Below are 18,373 nucleotides of genomic sequence, written 5' to 3' on the forward strand. Positions count from 1 at the left end.
CCCACCACGTCCGCCTGTGCGCTGCGGCGAGGCCCGATTCCCACCAGCCTTCGCGGCTCCGGCCGACGAGGCTGGCGGCGTTGTGCGATCGGTCCATGCCGTGGGTTGCGTCGTCCACTGAGGACAGTTAGGGATGGCGGTCCTGATGAAATCAGAACAATTTTCGGAAATTCGGCGACGGGATCGTGAGGTTCTTTTTCTGAAACGTGATACGCGCTCGTGGCGACCGCTTAGGGCAGCGACTAGTGAGCTATACCGGCCGTTCAGCGCCTATTGATCACTCTAATGGGCTAATAGCTGCTACTCAAAGTAGTGCAGTAGCGTCCTTCTTGCCCGTTACGGCGGGACGGCATACGAATGTTGCCGACCGCCGCAATCTTCGAGCGCCGCAAGACCCGTTCACCGAGTGCGGTCCTATGCGAAAGGCTTTTCCGGCCCGCGATGGGGATTCTCGCTGCCGCGAGTCGTGAACCGCACGATGAGAAACGGATTTGCGGCGCTTTCACAACACGATGCCGGTGTTGTGAGCCCCCGAAATCCTTGCTGTCTGGAGGAAACAGTGTTAACCAAACTGGCTCGCCGCGTTCTGCTCGCCTCCGCCCTGATCGTCGGGACCGCCCTCGTGCCCTCCACCGCGGCGGTTGCGTCGGCGGAGGGCGGCCCGAGCGTGCTCCGGCTGTCCATCACCACGAGGACGGCGGCGCCGAGCACTACCGTGTTGCAGTGCCACCCGGTTGGCGGGACGCACAAGCACGCGGCGCAGGCGTGCACGCTGCTCGATGAGGCCAACGGAAACCTCAACCTGGTGGATGCGGACCCGACGAGGGCCTGCACCATGGAGTACAACCCGATCAAGGCAACCGCAGTGGGTCGCTGGCACGGCCTGGAAGTCCGCTTCGAGCAGGAATTCCCCAACCGCTGCGTCCTAACCGCCAAGACGGGCGTGGTCTTCAACCTCTGACTCCCGAGCAGGGAGGACCACGAGCGACCGCCGCCGGTGTCGGGGTGGCTGGCCATACTTCGTGACGTGATCGCAAGTTGATGGGGACAGGGCTCCGGCAGAGTCCGGCCGCGCCCTGGCTTAGGGTGTGTTTTGGAGTCACCGCAGGCGGGAAACCTGACTCCTGGCGGCCAGTTTCAATTGAAACTGCCCCCAGATATCCCCAAGGGACCGTCAGTTTCAACTGAAACTGCACGCTGAGTCCGGGAACGCGGGGGTCGGTTTCAGCTCAAACCGACCCCCGACCAATTCGCGCGGCCTCTCAGTCGTCTGTTCCGACGGAGCCGACCGCGGGCAGGTCCGCCTGCTTGGGGGAGTGTTGCCCGGTGAGGCCGTTTTTCACCGAATCCAGAATCGACAGGCCTTGCCCCACCAGACCGGCCGCCATCTCGCCGAGGCCGTCCGCGCCGCTGAGGACGTTGACGTTCGCACCGCGCAGGCCGCTGGCCGCCTCCTTCACGATCTGCGGCAACTGCTCGATGATCAATCTGTCCAGCGCGACCCGGTCATACGACGATGCGGCCGCGGCCTGGATCTCGGTCGACTCGGCCTCCGCCTTGGCGAGGATGCGGACCCGTTCCGCCTCGGCCTCAGCGGGTTTCACGACCTCGGCCACCAACTGCTGCTCACGCAGCTTGGCCTCGCGCTGGGCCAGCTCGGTCTGCGCGTTGATCACTTGCTGGCTCGCGGTCGCCTGCGTCAGCGGACCGGCCTGGGCGGCCTCGGCCTGTGCCCTGTCCACCTCGGCCTTGTACTGGGCCTGCACGATCGAGGTCTGGCGGGCGTATTCGGCCTGCCTGCGCGCCGATTCCTGCGCGACCTCCGCGGCGGCCTGGTCGGCCCTGGCCTGCGCGATCTTCGCCTCGCGATGCACGGCGGCGTTGTGCGGGGCGGACAGCGCGGAGATGTAGCCCAGGTCCATGTCATCGATGGACTGAATCTGCAGCGAATCGATCGTGAGCCCGATCCGCGCCATCTCGACCGCTGACCCGTCGAGCACCTGCTCCGCCAGCTTCTGCCGCTCGGTGATGATCTCCTCGACGGTCATGGAGCCAACGATCGACCGCAGATGCCCGGAGAAAATGCGTCCGGTCAGCTCCCCCATCTGCTTCTGATCGGACAGGAAACGCTGCCCGGCGTTGACGATGCTCTCCGTGTCGTTGCCGACCTTGAACGCGATGACCGCGCGCACCCGCAACGTGATCGCCTGCTTGGTCACGCACGTTTCGGTGACCCCGGCCTCCGCCATGCGCAACGACAGGAACCGGACCTTGCGGAAGAACGGCATCACGAACGCGCCGCGCCCGGTGACCACCCGAAACGGCGCGTTTCCTTTGACGCGTCCGCCGGAAATGAGCATCGCCTCATCGGGCTGTGGCACGCGGTAGAAGAACATCACGAGTCTCCCAACAGATTCGTCCAGGGCGTGACGTCAACCGCACGCTCCCCTCGGGATTCGACGACGAGCACCGTTGCGCCTTTGGGAAGCGGTTCATCGGAGAACGCGAGAAAGGCCTCCGAGCCACCACGAATCTTGACCAGCACCTCGCCGGGGCCACCGCCGCCGCGAGTACCGATCACCAGGACACCGACGCACCCCACGGGCGATTCCTCAGCACTCATCGCCGCATCACGCCAGCGACCCTACCCACGAAGATCCCGCTGATGTCCCGCTTTCGCAGATCCGCGCGCACGCCGCGCCGTCGCAGGCGGTGCCTTGATCCCGTAGGGCTCAAGGCGAGGGTCAGTGCCGAGAACCGCGGCAAATTTGGGAAAGACGCGGGATTTCGTGTCGGTGGCTGCCACCGAACCGGCGTGTACGACAGGAGGCCGACTTCCGTCGTAGGCTGAATCTCGCGCGTGATGGACAGGAGGCTGAGGTGGCCGAGACGACGCTGACCGAGACGACGGTGTCCGAGGTGATGGCCGAGCTGGCCGAGCTCGAAGACCCGAAGACACGCGAGGTGAACGAGAAACACGGTGACGATCACGGTGTGAACCTCAGCAAGCTGCGCGCGCTCGCGAAGCGGCTGAAGACGCAGCAGGAACTCGCGCGCCAGCTCTGGGAGACGGATGACACCGCGGCGAGACTGCTGGCGATCCTGATCTGCCGCCCGAAGGCATTCGAGCGTGCCGAGTTGGACGTCATGTTGCGCGAGGCGCGCACCCCCAAGGTGCACGACTGGCTCGTGAACTACGTGGTGAAGAAGAACCCGCACTCCGAAGAGCTGCGCCTGGCCTGGTCCGCCGATCCGGATCCAGTGGTCGCGAGTGCAGGCTGGGCGCTGACCACCGAACGCGTGGCGAAGAAGCCCGAGGGCCTCGACCTCGCAGGACTGCTCGACGTCATCGAGGCGGAGATGAAAGACGCCCCGGATCGCCTGCAGTGGGCGATGAACCACTGCCTGGCTCAGATCGGGATCGAGCACGCCGAGCACCGCACCCGTGCGATCGACATCGGTGAGCGCCTGGAGGTGCTCAAGGACTACCCGACTTCCCCGGGCTGCACGTCTCCGTTCGCACCCATCTGGATCACCGAGATGGTGCGCAGACAGCGCTGAAGATCAGAAAAGCTCCCCTCCAAGATCGGAGAGGAGCCCTTCTGACCTGCTAAAACTCAGTCGGAGCGGATGACGGGAATCGAACCCGCGTTCTCAGCTTGGGAAGCGGCCGGGAAACCGGCCCTGACCTGCGGCGCGGGGGTGCCCGTGGTGCCCGGTTTTGACCCCTGTTGACCGCCCCATGTTGTTGGGATGTTGTTGGCGCGCTCCCCTGCCGCCGACACGTTGCCGGTTCAGCGGTCGGTTTCGCATTCCCATGGGGTAGACCGTCGCATAGAAGGACGTTTGGCGAGAGCGCGACGTTGAGTGCTCTGTGACGGAGAGGTGCGCTGCGGTTTCGCTGTCGAGGCGTACGAATCTTGTGCCTGCGGTTCGCGGGAGGGCTCGCGGATCTACCAGGAAAGTTGCATGGCAGGTTTTGTTGAGCTCGCCATCGAACGCGATCAACTGTCATAGCCTTCGAACTATGACTCGCTCGTCGTCTTCTCGCATACGCTGGCTTTCCCGGCTTGCCCTCGCGTTAGTCGTGGTCGGGTTCTTCGTTGCTGGCCCCTTGGGAGTGTTTAAGGACGACCGGGGGAAGGCCGTGGCATTCGGAGAGACCATCACGCTGGAAGGCGGATACGAGATCACGATGGCCGCCCCGCATTCGGCTCCGGACGTACCTGGCCTCGAATTCGGCCCCAAAACCGGGGTCCCGGTTGTTCCCGGATGCACATGGGCGGCTGAGATCACCGTAGTTAACACCACCGATCGACCCATGGCCGTGTCCGAGCTGGAGATCTCCAGCGCCGGTCGCGGTAACCAGCCCTCTGAACCCGTTGGGTCTGAATACGATCGCTGGCGCAGTATGGTCATCGCTCCTGGTGGGTCTTACCGCGAGCAAGTGAGATTCGTCGGCAACCGGAGTGGAGAGCCCATGAGGGCCAGCATCTGGGTAGCTGCCGAGCCGCAAGAACTCGTCGCCAGCTGGGATTCAGGTCGAGAGCCTGAGCCGTGGTGGCGGAGATGAGGCCAGAACTTTTGGGCCTTCGCAAACCGCCACTGGCGTACAGGGCGAGACGAGGCCAGCCTGCGGGTGAACGTGTTCTTTAGACCGGTCGGAGGCTCGCCCACCGCGCGCGAGCTGACCACGCCGGGCAATGCGTTGCGTCGGCCGAACTTCAACCAGCGGAGCAACTGGGCCAAGACCGTGACCAAGATGGGCCTGAAGAGCCTGCACTTCCACGATCTTCGGCACGCCGGGAACATCTTGGCTTCGAAGGCAGGCATGTCGACCAAGGACCTCATGGCGCGGATGGGGCACGACGACATGCGTGCCGCCCTCATCTACCAGCGGGCGACGAGCGACGCGGACGAGCGGATCGCGGAACGGCTGTCCGCACTCGTCGACGAGCACCGCAACGGCCCGCGGTCAGCGGCCGACGATGACGACGGCCCGGCGGGACGGGCGGGTTGATCGCGGCATGTTGTTGAGCGTCCAAGATGATCTAGGAATGACGAAGACCCAGGCGGCGCGGATCACGCTCCTGACCTGGGCCTTCGTGTTGAGAGCGGATGACGGGAATCGAACCCGCGTATTCAGCTTGGGAAGCTGATGTTCTACCATTGAACTACATCCGCGCTGCCTGTTCAGGCGGGGTCAGACTAGCACGGTGGGGCTCGAAGATCGGCGGCGGGTTGCCGATAGGCTGGTCGTGTGCTGCTGAGTGACCGGGACCTGCGCAAAGAGCTCGATGATGGCCGTTTCGAACTGGATCCGTTCGATGCTGCCATGATCCAGCCGTCGAGCATCGATGTTCGGTTGGACCGGTTCTTCCGGGTTTTCGACAACACGCGGTACACGCACATCGATCCGTCCAAGCAGCAGGACGAGCTGACTTCGCTGGTGGAGACGCCCGACGACGATCCGTTCGTGCTGCATCCCGGTGAGTTCGTGCTCGGGTCGACCTTCGAGTCGGTGCGGTTGCCGGATGACCTGGCCGGTCGGTTGGAGGGGAAGTCGTCGCTGGGGCGGCTCGGGTTGTTGACGCATTCCACGGCCGGGTTCATCGATCCCGGGTTCTGCGGTCACATCACCCTGGAACTGTCCAATGTGGCCAATTTGCCGATCACGTTGTGGCCGGGGATGAAGATCGGGCAGCTGTGCCTGTTCCGGTTGTCCAGTCCGGCCGACTTCCCGTACGGCTCGAAGGAAGCGGGGTCGCGGTACCAGGGGCAGCGCGGGCCGACGCCGTCGCGCGCCTACCTGAACTTCAAGCGCACTGAAACCCGTAGATAACGCTGAGTGGCTGATCGGGTGCTCAAAATCGCAGGCAGGGCGCCGGACTTTTGATTTTACTGGGGCAATTCGTCACGGTGAGCTACTTCACCCTGAATCGAGTAAGCAAGTTGGGGGTTAAGAACTTACGATCCCCAGGCCCGGCGTTCTGGAACGATCCCGCAGCGGGGCGGATCGGCGAGCGGGCAGCAGGAGTACTACTCGATGTCCGCAATGCAGTCGCGTGCCTCGGGAGCTGCCACTGAGCACCTCGGGCACGTGGTGATGATCGCCGGGGCTGCGGCACTCGGCGGATTCCTCTTCGGCTACGACACGTCGGTGATCAACGGTGGCGTGGACGCCATCCAGCGGCACTTCCACGTGGGCCCCGCGCTGACCGGGCTGACGGTCTCCTCGGCCCTGCTGGGGTCCGCGGTGGGTGCCGGGATCGCCGGTGGGCTGGCCGACCGGATCGGTCGGATCCGGGTGATGCAGCTGGCCGCCGTGCTGTTCATCATCAGCGCCGTCGCCTCGGCCGTGCCGTTCGCGATCTGGGACCTCGCGATCTGGCGGGTGGTCGGCGGTGTTGCCATCGGGATCGCGTCGGTGATCGCGCCCGCCTACATCGCGGAGGTCGCACCGGCGGCGTATCGCGGGCGGCTGGGATCGTTGCAGCAGTTGGCGATCGTGCTCGGGATCGCGGTGTCGCAGTTGGTCAACTACGCCCTGGCGGAGGTCGCCGGTGGTAGTGCTTCGGGGATGCTCGGGCCGTTGCAAGCCTGGCAGTGGATGCTCGGGGTGGCCGCCATTCCGGCGGTGATCTACCTGGTGGTGGCCTCGGCGATTCCGGAGTCGCCGCGTTATCTGGTTGCGGTGGGCAAGCTCGATCGGGCGCGCGCGATCTTGGCGCAGGTAGAGCCCGGTGATCCGGATGCGAAGATCGCCGAGATCCAGCAGGCGCTCGGTGGTGAGCGCAAGCCGCGGTTGAGCGATCTGCGGGGCCGGTTCGGGATGTTGCCGATCGTGTGGGTCGGGATGGCCATCGCGGCGTTGCAGCAGTTCGTCGGGATCAACGTGATCTTCTACTACTCATCGTCGCTGTGGCAGTCGGTGGGCATCGACGAGAGCAGTTCGCTGCTGTTGAGCCTGTTCACCTCGATCGTGAACATCGTTGGCACCTTCGTGGCGATCGCGTTGGTCGACAAGCTCGGTCGCAAGCCGCTGCTGGTGATCGGTTCGATCGGGATGGCCGTTTCGCTGGCCGTCACCGGCTGGGCGTTCAGCTTCGCGGAGGTCGTCGGCGAGGAGGCGCATCTGCCGTTCCAGTGGGGTGCGGTGGCGCTGGTGTCGGCGAGCGCGTTCGTGTTGTTCTTCGCGCTCTCGTGGGGCGTGGTGATGTGGGTGTTGCTGGGTGAGATGTTCCCGGCGCGCATCCGGGCCGCCGCGCTGGCGGTCGGGACCGCGACGAACTGGATCGCGAACTGGCTGGTGACGGTGAGCTTCCCGAGTCTGCGGGACTGGAACCTGCCGGTGACCTACTTCATGTATGCCGCGTTCGCGTTGCTCTCGTTGGTTTTCGTGTTGCGGTACCTGAAGGAGACCAAGGGGCGTTCTCTGGAGGAAATGGGCCGCTGACCTGATCATTTGTTCGAGGGGTACCTCTTTTCGGGGGTATCCCTCGAATTTTTTCCGCGGATCGGGAACATCGCCGGACTTGCGCGTATTAAGTACCGTACAACGTACCAAGGAGCGTGCATGGCCTCTCGCGACATCACTCCGTTCCACCTCGACATCCCGTCGCAGGATCTCGACGACCTCAAGCAGCGGCTGGCCCGGACCCGCTGGGCCGACGAGGTGCCGGGGCTCGGCTGGCGCTACGGTCCGCCGCTGGGCTACCTGCGGGAGTTGGCGGAGTACTGGCGCAACGACTACGACTGGCGGGCGCAGGAGTCTCGGCTGAACGAATTCCCGCAGTGCACCACCGAAATCGACGGGGCGAACGTCCACTTCCTGCACGTCCGCTCGTCGCGGCCGGACGCGCTGCCGCTGATCCTCACGCACGGTTGGCCCAGCTCGGTCGTCGAATACCTGGACGTCATCGGGCCGTTGACCGAACCGGACGGTGCGGACCAAGCGTTCCACCTGGTGATCCCGTCGTTGCCGGGTTACGGCCTGTCGGGGCCGACGCGCACCGTCGGTTGGAGTGCTGCCCGCATCGCGCGGGCCTGGGCGGAGCTGATGAGTCGGCTCGGGTACGAGCGCTACGGCGCGCAGGGCGGCGACTGGGGCACCTGGATCTCCCGCGAGTTGGCGATCCTCGCGCCGGACAACGTGATCGGCCTGCACACCAACGGGATGATCACCTTCCCCTCCGGCGATGCCGACGAGACGGCCGGGCTCACCGAGGCCGACTACGCGCGGATGGGCGCCTGGCAGCGCTACACCGACGAGCTGTACGGCTACAAGTTGATCCAGTCCACCAAGCCGCAGGCGTTGGCGTATTCGCTGGCGGACTCGCCGGTCGGGTTGTTGGGGTGGATCGTCGGTGCGCTCAAGGAGTGGACCGACTGCGGCGACACGCCGGAGGACGCGATCGACCGCGACCGGATCCTCACCACGGTGATGCTGTACTGGCTTACAAACACGGCAGGCTCGGCCGCACGGTCCTTTGTGGAGACTCCGGACAACTCCGAGAAAGCCGTGGCGGAAGGGGTGATCGACGCCTTGGTCAACGGCACCGCGCCGCACGGCGTCGCGGTGTTCCCCAAGGACATCCTCGCCCCGGTGCGCCCATTCGCCGAACGCATCAACAACATCGTGCACTGGACCGAACACGACCGAGGCGGCACCTTCGCGGCGATGGAGGAACCCGACCTCTTCACAACCGACGTCCGGGACTTCTTCGCGCAGGTGGTTCGTCGCGGTGAGGGGCACCCGTGACCAAGTAACTGGGGCACGGGTGCCCCTCACTCTTACCCCGTTCGGATGGTGGGTGAAGGGCACCTTCGACCGAGTAAGCCGGTCAAAGGTGCCCTTCACCTCGGTTCTCACACCCAGAGGAGGGTGAGGTTGAAGAGGGTGCCGAAGCGGGATTCTGCGTTGGCTGCGGTGTCGAAGACTGCGAACTGGTTTCGGTGGTCTTCTCGCCAGTACATGATCGCGCGGTCTGGGAGTTGCATGCCCCAGATGTGGACGCGGGTCGGGTCGGGGTCGCCGGTCTCGGTTTTCTCGGCCAGGCCGAAGAGCTTCGGTGTCATGACGGACCCTCCTCGTGTTGGGTGTTCCCGTGTTCGGGTGTGGTGACCAGCGTCCAGGCGGGAACCCTTGATCGGGATCACCGGATGCGGGAATCCCGATATCGGGTTCCCGCTGCGATCATGGATCGATCAGGATCTGGTCGGGGGAGGTCCCGGTGACACGCACCAGCCCAACGTTCCGCCGTCGTCGACTCGCGCGCAGGATTCGCCAGCTGCGCGAAGAAGCCGGTATGACGCAGGAGAAGGCCGCCGCAGGCCTGGACATGTCGACGAGTGCCTTGAGCCGCAAGGAAACCGGCGAGGTCGCGACATCGGTGCACGAAGTCCGCTCCATGATGGACCTCTACGACAGCTACGACCCGGACCTGCTCGACCTGGCACGCGCGGCGAGAGAACGCGGCTGGTGGCGCGCTTATGGCGTGGAGGACAGGGGTTACGTCGACCTGGAAACCGAAGCCTCCACCGTGCGCGAGCTTTCGTTGATGTACATCCCAGGGCTGCTCCAGACCGAGGAGTACATGCGCGCGATCTTCAAAGATGACCGTATCGGCCGCACGAAACGGAATCTCGGAAATGACGTGGCAGTACGGTTGATCCGGCAGCACCGACTGACTGATGGTGAGCATTCGCTCGGGCTGATCGCAGTAGTCGACGAAGTCGCTCTGCGGCGACCAGTTGGGGGTGCTGAGGTGATGCGTGCCCAACTGCACCATGTTCTAGAAGCCGCCCGTCTACCAGCGGTCACGCTGCGAGTCATGCCGAATGTTGCGGGGTGGCACCGAGGCATGGATGGCGCCTTTATCCTGTTGGACTTTCCGGAGCCGGAAGACCGGGATGTGCTGTTCATCGCGCACCCTGCAGGTGCCGTGCACGTTGAGAAGGAAGGAGAGGTTCGGGAAGCTAGATTGGTGTTCGAGCACCTGCTGGGTGAAGCGCTGCCCGAAGAGGCTTCGAGAGATTTGATCGAGCAGGCGGCTCGTGACCTGTGAAGTCGGCGCAAGCAAGACGAGGCGAGGCCCGATGTCTGCAATCGATCTGACCGATGTGCGATGGCGCAAAAGCAGTAGGAGCGGCAGCGGCTCAGGTAATGCCTGCATCGAGGTTGCATTCGCCGACGCGCGGTGGCGCAAGAGCAGTCGTAGCGCGGGCGGAAACGGCGCTGCTTGCGTCGAGGTGGCGTTTTCGGGTCCGGCGGTGGCGGTGCGGGACTCGAAGGATCCCGGGGGTCCTGTGCTGGCCTTCCCGGCCGCGTCTTGGGCTGCGTTCTTAGCCCGGGTTGCCGAGGTCTGAGCCCCTGTCCTGGAAGCGCCCGGCGGGCCACGGTCGCTGTGGGTCGGTGCCGATTTAGCGCGACATCGGCACCTCCTCCCCACGGGACGCGGCCATTTCGCGCGAATCGCCAACTCCTCTACCCGCAGCGGCGCGCGGAACGAGTTCGAAGACAGGGCGCTGAGGCTGCGGATATCTCCGCTGGCCGTGGGCACCTCCGCTGGTTGCGGATGAATCGCCGATCTTCGTGATCTTCGTGATCGAACTGTTACGCAGCGTGGCTTCTTGGTCGGGTTTGACCACTTCGAGGGTCGGGTGGCGCTGGGACGGGTGGTCCTGGGCGGTGTGGTCTGCGGCGTCGATCTATCCCCGGTAGGCCTGGTTGTGGCGGTCGGAATCGACGCCGGAAACCCGACACAGCAGAGAGGGATTCAGATGAAGCCTTCGAACCTCGTCAAGGCGGCAGCCGCAGCCGGGATCGCCGTGGGCCTGAGCGCCTTCGCCGCGCCAGCCGCGCTCGCGGATGTCTACTACTCCGAGGAGGGAGACGTCGCGGTCCAGAACTCCGACGGAGTCGGCAACACAGCTACCCAGATCGCCCAGAACGAGCTCGAACTTGAGATCGTGAACGTCGTGGAGGACAGCCTCCAGGACATCGAAGGCTAGTTCCGGCGGCGGCCGGGGGCGGGTGCGCGGGACCCGCCCCCGTCGCATGCGCAGACCGGTCGTGAGTGCGAAAGCGCACCCCCAGCCCGCTTTCGCGCTCACGACCGGCTGTGCGTTGCCAGGCCATACGATCCCGTCGTGGTGAACATCGAGCAGACGATTGTGCGGCTCCAAAAGCGAAGCGGAGGCGGGTGATCCCGTCGCGGCGCGCGAATTCGGTCGGCTCCTGTGCCTCTCGCCGCCAGCCGCCGAAGAAGAGACCGTTGCGCAGTTGTGGCCTGGCGAGCGCTGGTTGCGCGTGGCGCTGACCGCGGATCCCGGCGACAGCACCGCGGCCAAGCTGCTGGCCGCTCGTCTCATCCAGCAGATCGATTTCATGCAGGTGGCGGAATCCGCTTTCGACGAGGACGACGACGTCGACGAGGCGATCGCTGATCGACACGGCGAGGCGGCCGAGTTGTACGACCGGATCTTGCGTGCCGATCCCGACGATCGGGCGGCACGTGAAGGGCTTGCCATGCTGCGGGGCGTGGTCGACGGGGACGGTGCAACCCCAGCGGCAGGCGGGTACAGCTACTACCTGGTCCAGCTCGATTCGGTCAGCGGTTCGGCTGGTCACTACGAAGAGCTGGTGGTCACCGACGTCGACGAGTTGCGCTGGGCCTGCGACAACTGGTTCCGACGGGAAGGCCCTCGGATCGGTTTCACGCTCGCGGCGGTGATCTCCGGGGAACGCGGGAGGTCGATCAGCCTCGATCCGGTCCGCGTCGACGACACCGGCGCCACGAACTGGGACGCGGTCGTCATCCCGCCGCTTTCGGGAGAGCTCCTACCCATCGGTTCTCCGGCGTGCTCCGACGCGTTCCGCTACCACTACGGCTACACCCTGCACCTCTGCCTGCAAGAGAGTGCACGGATGGTTTGCGTGGCGGTGCGGGCAGCGGAACCTCAGCGGCCTTAGCGGAGGCAAACAGCTCACGCCGCTTGCCTGACGCGTCCAATCCGCGTGAGCTGCAAGGTGAAACCGAACTCGATCGGAAGCGCGGGTGCCCGGTTGCGATTGGAACCGGGCACCCACGCGTCCGGTGTCAGCTGCCGGTGGGGGCCGGGTCGGCAGTGTCCTCCGTGGACTGGCCGCGCTTGACGGCCGACAGCAGCAGTTGGGCGACGTCGACGACCTCGATGGATTCCGCGGCGACCTTTTCGCTCTGCCGGGCGGTCAGACCGTCGGAGAGCATCACCTTGCAGAACGGGCAGCCGGTGGCGATCTTCGACGGCGCGGTGCCCAGCGCCTCGTCAACGCGCTCGATGTTGATCCGCTTGCCGATGCGCTCTTCCATCCACATCCGCGCGCCACCGGCACCGCAGCACATCGAGCGGTCCGCGTGCCGCGGCATCTCGCGGAACGTCGCACCGGAGGCGCCGACCAGGTCGCGCGGCGGCGTGTAGACCTTGTTGTGCCGACCCAGGTAGCACGGGTCGTGGTAGGTGACGTCCTCGGCGACCGGTGCGACCGGCACCAACCGCTTCTCCCGCACCAGCTTGTTCAGCAGCTGGGTGTGGTGCACCACCTCGTAGTCGCCGCCGAGCTGCGAGTACTCGTTGGCGAGGCTGTTGAAGCAGTGCGCGCAGGTCGCGACGATCTTGCGCTTGCCACGCTCGCGGTTCTCGAAAACGCTGTTCAGCACCTCGACGTTCTGCTGGGCGAGCATCTGGAAGACGAACTCGTTGCCCGCGCGCCGCGCCGGGTCGCCGGTGCAGGACTCCTCCGGGCCGAGCACCGCGTACTTCACCCCGGCCATGTGCAGCAGTTCCGCCACCGCGCGCGTGGTCTTCTTGGCGCGGTCCTCGAAGGCACCGGCGCAGCCGACCCAGAACAGGTACTCGACGTCGTCGGCCAGTTCGCCGTCGAACACCGGCACCTCGAAGTCCAGGCCCTCGGTCCAGGCCAGCCGGTCCTTGGCGTTCTGGCCCCAGGGGTTGCCCTTGTTCTCCAGGTTCTTGAACATCCCGCCCAGTTCAGTCGGGAAGTTCGACTCGATCATCACCTGGTAGCGGCGCATGTCGACGATGTGGTCGACGTGTTCGATGTCCACCGGGCACTGCTCCACGCAGGCCCCGCAGCTGGTGCACGACCAGAGCACGTCGGGGTCGATGACGCCCATCTCCGCCGGGCCGCCGATCAGCGGGCGCTGCGCCTCGGCCAGCGCCAGCGCGTCGATCTTGGCCAGTCGCGCTTCGGCGTCGTCGCCGGTGATGCCGACCTCGTCCCCGGCCATGTCCTTGCGGCCACCGGCCAGCAGGTACGGGGCCTTGGCGTAGGCGTGCTCGCGCAGCGAGGTGATCAGCAGCTTCGGGGACAGCGGCTTGCCGGTGTTCCAGGCCGGGCACTGCGACTGGCAGCGACCGCATTCGGTGCAGGTGGTGAAGTCCAGCCAGCCCTTCCAGGAGAAGTCCTCGACCTGGCCCGCCCCGAAGACGTCGGTGTCCGGGTCGGCTTCTTCGAAGTCCAGCGGTTTTCCGCCGCTGGTCATGGGTTTCACCGCGCCCAGCGCCACGTCGCCGTCGGCATCGCGCTTGAAGTAGATGTTGAAGAACGCGGTGAACCGGTGCCAGGCCACGCCCATCGTGATGTTCGAGGCGATCACGATCACCCAGATCATCGCGGACAGGATCTTGAAAGCGGCGAAGATCGACACCGCCGCGGAGCTGGCGGGCAGGATGCCGCCGACCGCGTAGCTGATCGGCGCGGACCACACCGGCGCGTGGAACAGCCCGGAGGCCTCCTTGAACGCGCGCAGACCCATGATGCCCAGGCCTTCCAGCACCACGACGGCCTCGACGAAGTAGGCCTGCCAGAAGTTGGAGCCCTGGAACCGGGAAACCCGCCCGGCGCGGCGCGGGTGGTTGGCCTGGCGGACGCCGATCAGCCACAGCCCGCCGATCAGCGTGCCGACTCCGAGGATCTCCACCACCAGGTTCCACAGCCCGAACTCGCCCAGCAGCGGGAACTCGAACGCCGGGTTGAAGACCTCGCCGTAGGCCTCCGCCACGGTGAGGCTGAGGCCGAGGAAGCCGAGCATCACGAACCAGTGGGCGACGCCGACGTGGCCCCACTTCAGCATCCGGGTGTGGCCGAGGATCTCCTTGACCATGTTCCCGAAGCGGGCGCCGAACGGGCCCTTCCTGGTCGGGTCCGGTTGGCCGAGTCGGATGGCCGAAACCATCCGCCGGACGGTCCTGACGACCAGCACCACCGCGACAACGGTCACGGCGAGACAGATCAAGCCCAGGACGAGCTGCAGGGCACCCATGCTCGCGGCCTCCTGTTCGAGGGTTGTCCGTTTGTGGAGCGTACGCCCTATTACCGATGGGTAACTACGGGGGGCGAGTGTCGGGAACAGTCGATGATTCTGCGAGACCGCTGGGCGAAAAACTAGTTGTCCACTCGTACAGGTTTTTCGGTATCTTCAAGCTCGGAACGCCTGAGGGCGGGCGGATGTGGCGGCAGTCGCTGGCGTCTCGCGAGCTGTCGCCGCCTGGCACCTGCGGCGCGGCGGTGCGATTTCGTCGCGGTCGCAACGGGCCGGGCGTCGATCGCGGCAGACTTGCGATCGGCGGTGCGATTTTCGCCACTAACTTGATCGGGTGAGTGGTTCGTTCGGATATTTCACCGGTTGGGGCGAACTGGGGGTCTGGGATGACGGAGACGGGCAGCGGATCGATGCGTGCTTCCGATGCCGACCGCGAGGCGGTCGCGCAGCGGTTGCGCGTGGCGCTCGACGAAGGCCGACTCACCATCGTCGAGTACGACGAGCGCCTCCAGCGGGCGTACGCGGCGACGACGTTCGAGCAGCTGGAGCCGCTGACCGCCGACCTGCCCGCGCCGGTGCCCGCGAAGCCGTCGTCGGAAGTCGCCAGGCGCGAGCGGCGGAAGCGCAAGATCGTCAAGGAGTGGCGGGACTGGGCGAGCGTCACGTTCATCCTGGTCGCGATCTGGGCGGTGACCTCGATCGCCTCCGGTGAGCCGATCTTCTTCTGGCCGATCTTCCCGATGGGGATCTGGGCGGCGGTCAACGTCGCCACGATGATCTCCGGCAGCGGCGACAAGAGCCCCGGAACGGAGAAGAAGTCCGGGGAGCCGGACTCGGATCGCTGAAATTCACGTGCTGCGCAGGTCGGGCGTCCGTATGCTCAACAAGTAGGGCGATCGTTCAACTTTCTGGGAGGCTTGCGTGGCGTACCTGATGCTGGCGGTGGCGATCCTGAGCGAAGTGCTCGCCACGGTCTCGCTGAAGCTCTCCGACGGCTTCAGCAAAACGATCCCGTCGATCCTCGTCGTGGTCGGCTACCTCGCGGCCTTCACCGCACTCAGCGCGGTGCTCAAGCTCGGCTTGCCGATCGGCGTGGTCTACGCGATCTGGGCTGGTGCCGGGGTCGCGCTGGTGGCGATCATCGGGGTGGTGTTCCTCGGCGAGTCGATCACCGCGGTGCAGATCGGTGGCATCGCGCTCATCATCGGTGGCGTGGTCGCACTGGAGCTGGGGGGCGCGCATTGACCGCCGCGCACCGCGAAAACGACAGCACCGACGGCCGTCGGGTCAAGGGAGAACGCCGCCGCCGCGCGATCATCGACGCGACGCTGCGGGTCGTCGCCCGCGACGGCGTAGCCGCGGTCAGCCACCGCAACATCGCGCGCGAGGCCGGGGTGCCGCCCGCCTCGATCGCCTACTACTTCGCGGGTATCGACGGGCTGCTGGTGGCCACGTTGCTGGAGAGCTGCGAAACGATGCTCGTCGAGATGGACCTGCTGCGGGAACGGATCCACGAGAATTCAGAGTGGCCCAGGGCGATCGCCGAACTCCTCGCTGGGATGGTGCGCGAGCACCGCGAACGCACCATCGGCGAATACGAGCTGTACCTGCTGGCGGCCCGGCGCCCCGCGCTGCGCCCGGCCGCCCGCCGCTGGATCGAGATCGCCACCGGCTTGGTGAACCACGGTGCGGGCGGCGATCCGGCGGTGATCCGCGCGCTGTTCGCGGCGATCGACGGCCTGCTCATGCAGGCCCTCATCGCCGACGAGCCGCCCACCGCCGAGGAACTCGAACCGGCGCTGCGCTTCCTCATGCAACCGGTGGACTACCTGCGGAAGTGATCCGCTCGGCGGCCGTGGTCGGCGAACCGCGCCCAGCGAAGTTCTCCGACGTCAAGTGGATCAACCCGCTGTCGGGGTCGCACTGAGGATCCCACTCGTCCTGACCGCCGCGGTCGGCATGTCGATCAGTCGCCATGTCGGCCAGATCACTTCGCGCTCCGGCTCGGGAACTCCCGCCCCAGGTCAGCCGTTGTGCTGGCAGAAAGCTTGAGTGCGCCGTGCTCAATCCGGTTTGACGGTGGTGACGCGCGGTGGGTAAAACTTGAGTGAGCAAGGCTCAAGGGTCCGGGATGGCGCTTGGGCGGACAGGCAACAAGTCGGGAGGAATCCAGCATGGCGCGAGCGGTCGGCATCGACCTGGGGACGACCAACTCCGTCGTTTCCGTCCTAGAGGGCGGTGAACCGACGGTGATCGCCAACTCCGAGGGCTCGCGGACCACGCCGTCCATCGTGGCCTTCGCGAAGAACGGCGAGATCCTCACCGGTCAGCCAGCGAAGAACCAGGCGGTCACCAACGTGGACCGCACCATCCGGTCGGTCAAGCGGCACATGGGCACCGACTGGAATGTGCAGATCGACGACAAGTCCTACACGCCGCAGGAGATCAGCGCCCGCGTGCTGATGAAGCTCAAGCGGGACGCCGAGGCCTACCTCGGTGAGGACGTCACCGACGCGGTGATCACCGTGCCCGCCTACTTCGAGGACGCCCAGCGGCAGGCCACCAAGGAGGCCGGGCAGATCGCCGGGCTCAACGTGCTGCGCATCGTCAACGAGCCAACCGCGGCCGCGCTGGCCTACGGCCTGGACAAGGGCGAGAAGGAGCAGACCATCCTGGTCTTCGACCTCGGTGGCGGCACCTTCGACGTGTCGCTGCTGGAGATCGGCGAAGGCGTGGTCGAGGTGCGGGCCACCAGCGGCGACAACCACCTCGGTGGCGACGACTGGGACGAGCGCATCGTCGAGTGGCTGGTCGACAAGTTCAAGTCCTCGTCGGGCATCGACCTGACCAAGGACCGGATGGCCATGCAGCGGATCAAGGAAGCCGCGGAGAAGGCCAAGATCGAGCTCTCCAGCTCCTCCACCGCGAACATCAACCTGCCCTACATCACGGTCGACTCGGACAAGAACCCGCTGTTCCTGGACGAGACGCTCTCCCGCGCCGAGTTCCAGCGGATCACCGCCGACCTGCTGGAGCGCTGCCGCAAGCCGTTCGAGGCGGTCATCCGCGACGCCAGCATCAAGCTCGACGACATCGACCACGTGGTGATGGTCGGCGGCTCCACCCGGATGCCCGCGGTCAGCGACCTGGTCAAGGACCTGACCAACGGCAGGGAGCCGAACAAGGGCGTCAACCCGGACGAGGTCGTCGCCGTCGGCGCCGCCCTGCAGGCCGGTGTGCTGCGCGGTGAGGTCAAGGACGTCCTGCTGCTGGACGTCACGCCGCTGTCCCTGGGCATCGAGACCAAGGGCGGCATCATGACCAAGCTCATCGAGCGCAACACCACGATCCCGACCAAGCGCTCGGAGACCTTCACCACCGCCGACGACAACCAGCCGTCCGTGCAGATCCAGGTCTTCCAGGGCGAACGCGAGATCGCTGCGCACAACAAGAAGCTCGGCATGTTCGAGCTCACCGGGCTGCCGCCCGCGCCGCGCGGCATGCCGCAGATCGAGGTCACCTTCGACATCGACGCCAACGGCATCGTGCACGTCTCCGCCAAGGACCTGGGCACCGGCAAGGAGCAGTCGATGACCATCACCGGCGGCTCGGCGCTGCCGAAGGACGACATCGACCGGATGGTCAAGGACGCCGAGGCGCACGCGGAGGAGGACAAGAAGCGTCGCGAGGAGGCCGAGGCCCGCAACCAGGCCGAGACGCTGGTCTACCAGACCGAGAAGGTCCTCAAGGAGAACGACGAGAAGCTGCCCTCGGACGTCAAGGAGAAGGTCCAGGCCTCGATCAACGAGGTCAACGAGACGCTCAAGGGCGACGACGTGGCCGCGATCTCCGCAGCGGTGGAGAAGCTCGCCACCGAGTCGCAGGCCCTCGGCCAGGCCCTGTACGCCGATGCCGGAGCCAACGCGGCCGCCGGGGCCGCCGGTGCGGGTGCCGCCGGTGACGCCGCCGGGGCGAGTTCGTCGAGCGGCGACGACGTGGTGGACGCCGAGATCGTCGACGACGAGGACGAGAAGAAGAAGTGACCG

Annotated in this window: 18 protein-coding genes and 1 tRNA gene; 14 read left to right on the plus strand and 5 right to left on the minus strand. The window is 65.8% G+C overall.

The window, feature by feature from the left end; all coding sequences use genetic code 11:
• Window positions 1-559 precede the first annotated feature (559 nt).
• Window positions 560-961: an SSI family serine proteinase inhibitor gene (locus ACTWQN_RS12575; protein ID WP_443203599.1), complete on the plus strand. Its 402-nt coding sequence runs from the start codon at window positions 560-562 to the stop codon at window positions 959-961.
• Window positions 962-1,262: 301 nt separating this feature from the next.
• Here the strand turns inward: ACTWQN_RS12575 and ACTWQN_RS12580 are convergent, their stop codons facing one another.
• Together ACTWQN_RS12580 and ACTWQN_RS12585 are read right to left on the minus strand one after the other, a co-directional pair.
• Complete coding sequence (locus tag ACTWQN_RS12580; protein WP_443203600.1) at window positions 1,263-2,396, minus strand: flotillin family protein; 1,134 nt, start codon at window positions 2,394-2,396, stop codon at window positions 1,263-1,265.
• Window positions 2,396-2,623: an NfeD C-terminal domain-containing protein gene (locus tag ACTWQN_RS12585; RefSeq protein WP_443203601.1), complete on the minus strand. Its 228-nt coding sequence runs from the start codon at window positions 2,621-2,623 to the stop codon at window positions 2,396-2,398. The genes ACTWQN_RS12580 and ACTWQN_RS12585 overlap by 1 nt, the downstream gene beginning before the upstream one ends.
• 272 nt (window positions 2,624-2,895) lie before the next feature.
• Here ACTWQN_RS12585 and ACTWQN_RS12590 point away from each other — a divergent pair, with 272 nt between their 5' ends.
• On the plus strand, window positions 2,896-3,561 hold the full coding sequence (locus tag ACTWQN_RS12590) for a DNA alkylation repair protein (protein ID WP_443203780.1): 666 nt from the start codon (window positions 2,896-2,898) through the stop codon (window positions 3,559-3,561).
• A 1,084-nt stretch (window positions 3,562-4,645) separates the two neighbouring features.
• Window positions 4,646-5,020 (plus strand): tyrosine-type recombinase/integrase, encoded by a 375-nt coding sequence (locus tag ACTWQN_RS12595; RefSeq protein WP_443203602.1) that lies wholly within the window; start codon window positions 4,646-4,648, stop codon window positions 5,018-5,020.
• Between the two features lie 93 nt (window positions 5,021-5,113).
• On the opposite strand, the gene ACTWQN_RS12600 is transcribed toward ACTWQN_RS12595, so the two are convergent.
• Window positions 5,114-5,184, minus strand: a tRNA-Gly gene (locus tag ACTWQN_RS12600).
• Window positions 5,185-5,260: 76 nt separating this feature from the next.
• On the opposite strand from ACTWQN_RS12600, the gene dcd reads away from it, so the two are divergent.
• From dcd to ACTWQN_RS12615, 3 genes are all read left to right on the plus strand, one after another.
• On the plus strand, window positions 5,261-5,842 hold the full coding sequence (gene dcd / locus ACTWQN_RS12605; protein ID WP_443203603.1) for a dCTP deaminase: 582 nt from the start codon (window positions 5,261-5,263) through the stop codon (window positions 5,840-5,842).
• A 204-nt stretch (window positions 5,843-6,046) separates the two neighbouring features.
• The gene (locus ACTWQN_RS12610) at window positions 6,047-7,456 is read left to right on the plus strand and encodes a sugar porter family MFS transporter (RefSeq protein WP_443203604.1); all 1,410 of its coding nucleotides are present in this window, start codon (window positions 6,047-6,049) and stop codon (window positions 7,454-7,456) included.
• Between the two features lie 120 nt (window positions 7,457-7,576).
• Window positions 7,577-8,761: an epoxide hydrolase family protein gene (locus ACTWQN_RS12615; protein ID WP_443203605.1), complete on the plus strand. Its 1,185-nt coding sequence runs from the start codon at window positions 7,577-7,579 to the stop codon at window positions 8,759-8,761.
• A 107-nt stretch (window positions 8,762-8,868) separates the two neighbouring features.
• On the opposite strand, the gene ACTWQN_RS12620 is transcribed toward ACTWQN_RS12615, so the two are convergent.
• Window positions 8,869-9,078: a hypothetical protein gene (locus ACTWQN_RS12620; RefSeq protein WP_443203606.1), complete on the minus strand. Its 210-nt coding sequence runs from the start codon at window positions 9,076-9,078 to the stop codon at window positions 8,869-8,871.
• Between the two features lie 155 nt (window positions 9,079-9,233).
• Between ACTWQN_RS12620 and ACTWQN_RS12625 the strand changes: the two genes are divergently transcribed.
• The 4 genes from ACTWQN_RS12625 (at window position 9,234) to ACTWQN_RS12640 (ending at window position 11,974) form a co-directional block, all read left to right on the plus strand.
• Window positions 9,234-10,067, plus strand: coding sequence for a helix-turn-helix domain-containing protein (locus tag ACTWQN_RS12625; protein WP_443203607.1), 834 nt, complete (start codon window positions 9,234-9,236; stop codon window positions 10,065-10,067).
• A gap of 31 nt (window positions 10,068-10,098) precedes the next feature.
• The gene (locus ACTWQN_RS12630) at window positions 10,099-10,368 is read left to right on the plus strand and encodes a DUF397 domain-containing protein (RefSeq protein WP_443203608.1); all 270 of its coding nucleotides are present in this window, start codon (window positions 10,099-10,101) and stop codon (window positions 10,366-10,368) included.
• A gap of 414 nt (window positions 10,369-10,782) precedes the next feature.
• Window positions 10,783-11,013, plus strand: a complete 231-nt coding sequence (locus tag ACTWQN_RS12635; RefSeq protein ID WP_443203609.1) for a hypothetical protein — start codon at window positions 10,783-10,785, stop codon at window positions 11,011-11,013.
• Between the two features lie 160 nt (window positions 11,014-11,173).
• Window positions 11,174-11,974, plus strand: coding sequence for a tetratricopeptide repeat protein (locus ACTWQN_RS12640; RefSeq protein WP_443203610.1), 801 nt, complete (start codon window positions 11,174-11,176; stop codon window positions 11,972-11,974).
• Window positions 11,975-12,101: 127 nt separating this feature from the next.
• On the opposite strand, the gene ACTWQN_RS12645 is transcribed toward ACTWQN_RS12640, so the two are convergent.
• Window positions 12,102-14,327 (minus strand): (Fe-S)-binding protein, encoded by a 2,226-nt coding sequence (locus ACTWQN_RS12645; RefSeq protein ID WP_443203611.1) that lies wholly within the window; start codon window positions 14,325-14,327, stop codon window positions 12,102-12,104.
• Between the two features lie 410 nt (window positions 14,328-14,737).
• On the opposite strand from ACTWQN_RS12645, the gene ACTWQN_RS12650 reads away from it, so the two are divergent.
• The 4 genes from ACTWQN_RS12650 (at window position 14,738) to dnaK (ending at window position 18,370) form a co-directional block, all read left to right on the plus strand.
• Window positions 14,738-15,172, plus strand: a complete 435-nt coding sequence (locus ACTWQN_RS12650) for a DUF1707 SHOCT-like domain-containing protein (protein ID WP_443203612.1) — start codon at window positions 14,738-14,740, stop codon at window positions 15,170-15,172.
• Between the two features lie 76 nt (window positions 15,173-15,248).
• Entirely contained in the window at window positions 15,249-15,572 is a 324-nt protein-coding gene (locus ACTWQN_RS12655; RefSeq protein ID WP_443203613.1) for a DMT family transporter, read from the plus strand.
• On the plus strand, window positions 15,569-16,168 hold the full coding sequence (locus ACTWQN_RS12660; protein ID WP_443203614.1) for a TetR/AcrR family transcriptional regulator: 600 nt from the start codon (window positions 15,569-15,571) through the stop codon (window positions 16,166-16,168). The genes ACTWQN_RS12655 and ACTWQN_RS12660 overlap by 4 nt, the downstream gene beginning before the upstream one ends.
• A gap of 333 nt (window positions 16,169-16,501) precedes the next feature.
• Complete coding sequence (gene dnaK / locus ACTWQN_RS12665; RefSeq protein ID WP_443203615.1) at window positions 16,502-18,370, plus strand: molecular chaperone DnaK; 1,869 nt, start codon at window positions 16,502-16,504, stop codon at window positions 18,368-18,370.
• Window positions 18,371-18,373: the final 3 nt, after the last annotated feature.

Source organism: Saccharopolyspora antiqui (assembly GCF_052246905.1).
Taxonomy (GTDB): Bacteria; Actinomycetota; Actinomycetes; order Mycobacteriales; family Pseudonocardiaceae; genus Saccharopolyspora.

What these genes read in the sequence shown, in the direction of transcription:
- ACTWQN_RS12580 (WP_443203600.1), bottom strand. Translation starts at nt 2,396, where the DNA reads ATGTTCTTCTACCGCGTGCCACAGCCCGATGAGGCGATGCTCATTTCC.
- ACTWQN_RS12585 (WP_443203601.1), bottom strand. Translation starts at nt 2,623, where the DNA reads ATGAGTGCTGAGGAATCGCCCGTGGGGTGCGTCGGTGTCCTGGTGATC.
- ACTWQN_RS12610 (WP_443203604.1), top strand. Translation starts at nt 6,047, where the DNA reads ATGTCCGCAATGCAGTCGCGTGCCTCGGGAGCTGCCACTGAGCACCTC.
- ACTWQN_RS12615 (WP_443203605.1), top strand. Translation starts at nt 7,577, where the DNA reads ATGGCCTCTCGCGACATCACTCCGTTCCACCTCGACATCCCGTCGCAG.
- ACTWQN_RS12620 (WP_443203606.1), bottom strand. Translation starts at nt 9,078, where the DNA reads ATGACACCGAAGCTCTTCGGCCTGGCCGAGAAAACCGAGACCGGCGAC.
- ACTWQN_RS12630 (WP_443203608.1), top strand. Translation starts at nt 10,099, where the DNA reads ATGTCTGCAATCGATCTGACCGATGTGCGATGGCGCAAAAGCAGTAGG.
- ACTWQN_RS12635 (WP_443203609.1), top strand. Translation starts at nt 10,783, where the DNA reads ATGAAGCCTTCGAACCTCGTCAAGGCGGCAGCCGCAGCCGGGATCGCC.
- ACTWQN_RS12645 (WP_443203611.1), bottom strand. Translation starts at nt 14,327, where the DNA reads ATGGGTGCCCTGCAGCTCGTCCTGGGCTTGATCTGTCTCGCCGTGACC.
- ACTWQN_RS12650 (WP_443203612.1), top strand. Translation starts at nt 14,738, where the DNA reads ATGCGTGCTTCCGATGCCGACCGCGAGGCGGTCGCGCAGCGGTTGCGC.
- dnaK (WP_443203615.1), top strand. Translation starts at nt 16,502, where the DNA reads ATGGCGCGAGCGGTCGGCATCGACCTGGGGACGACCAACTCCGTCGTT.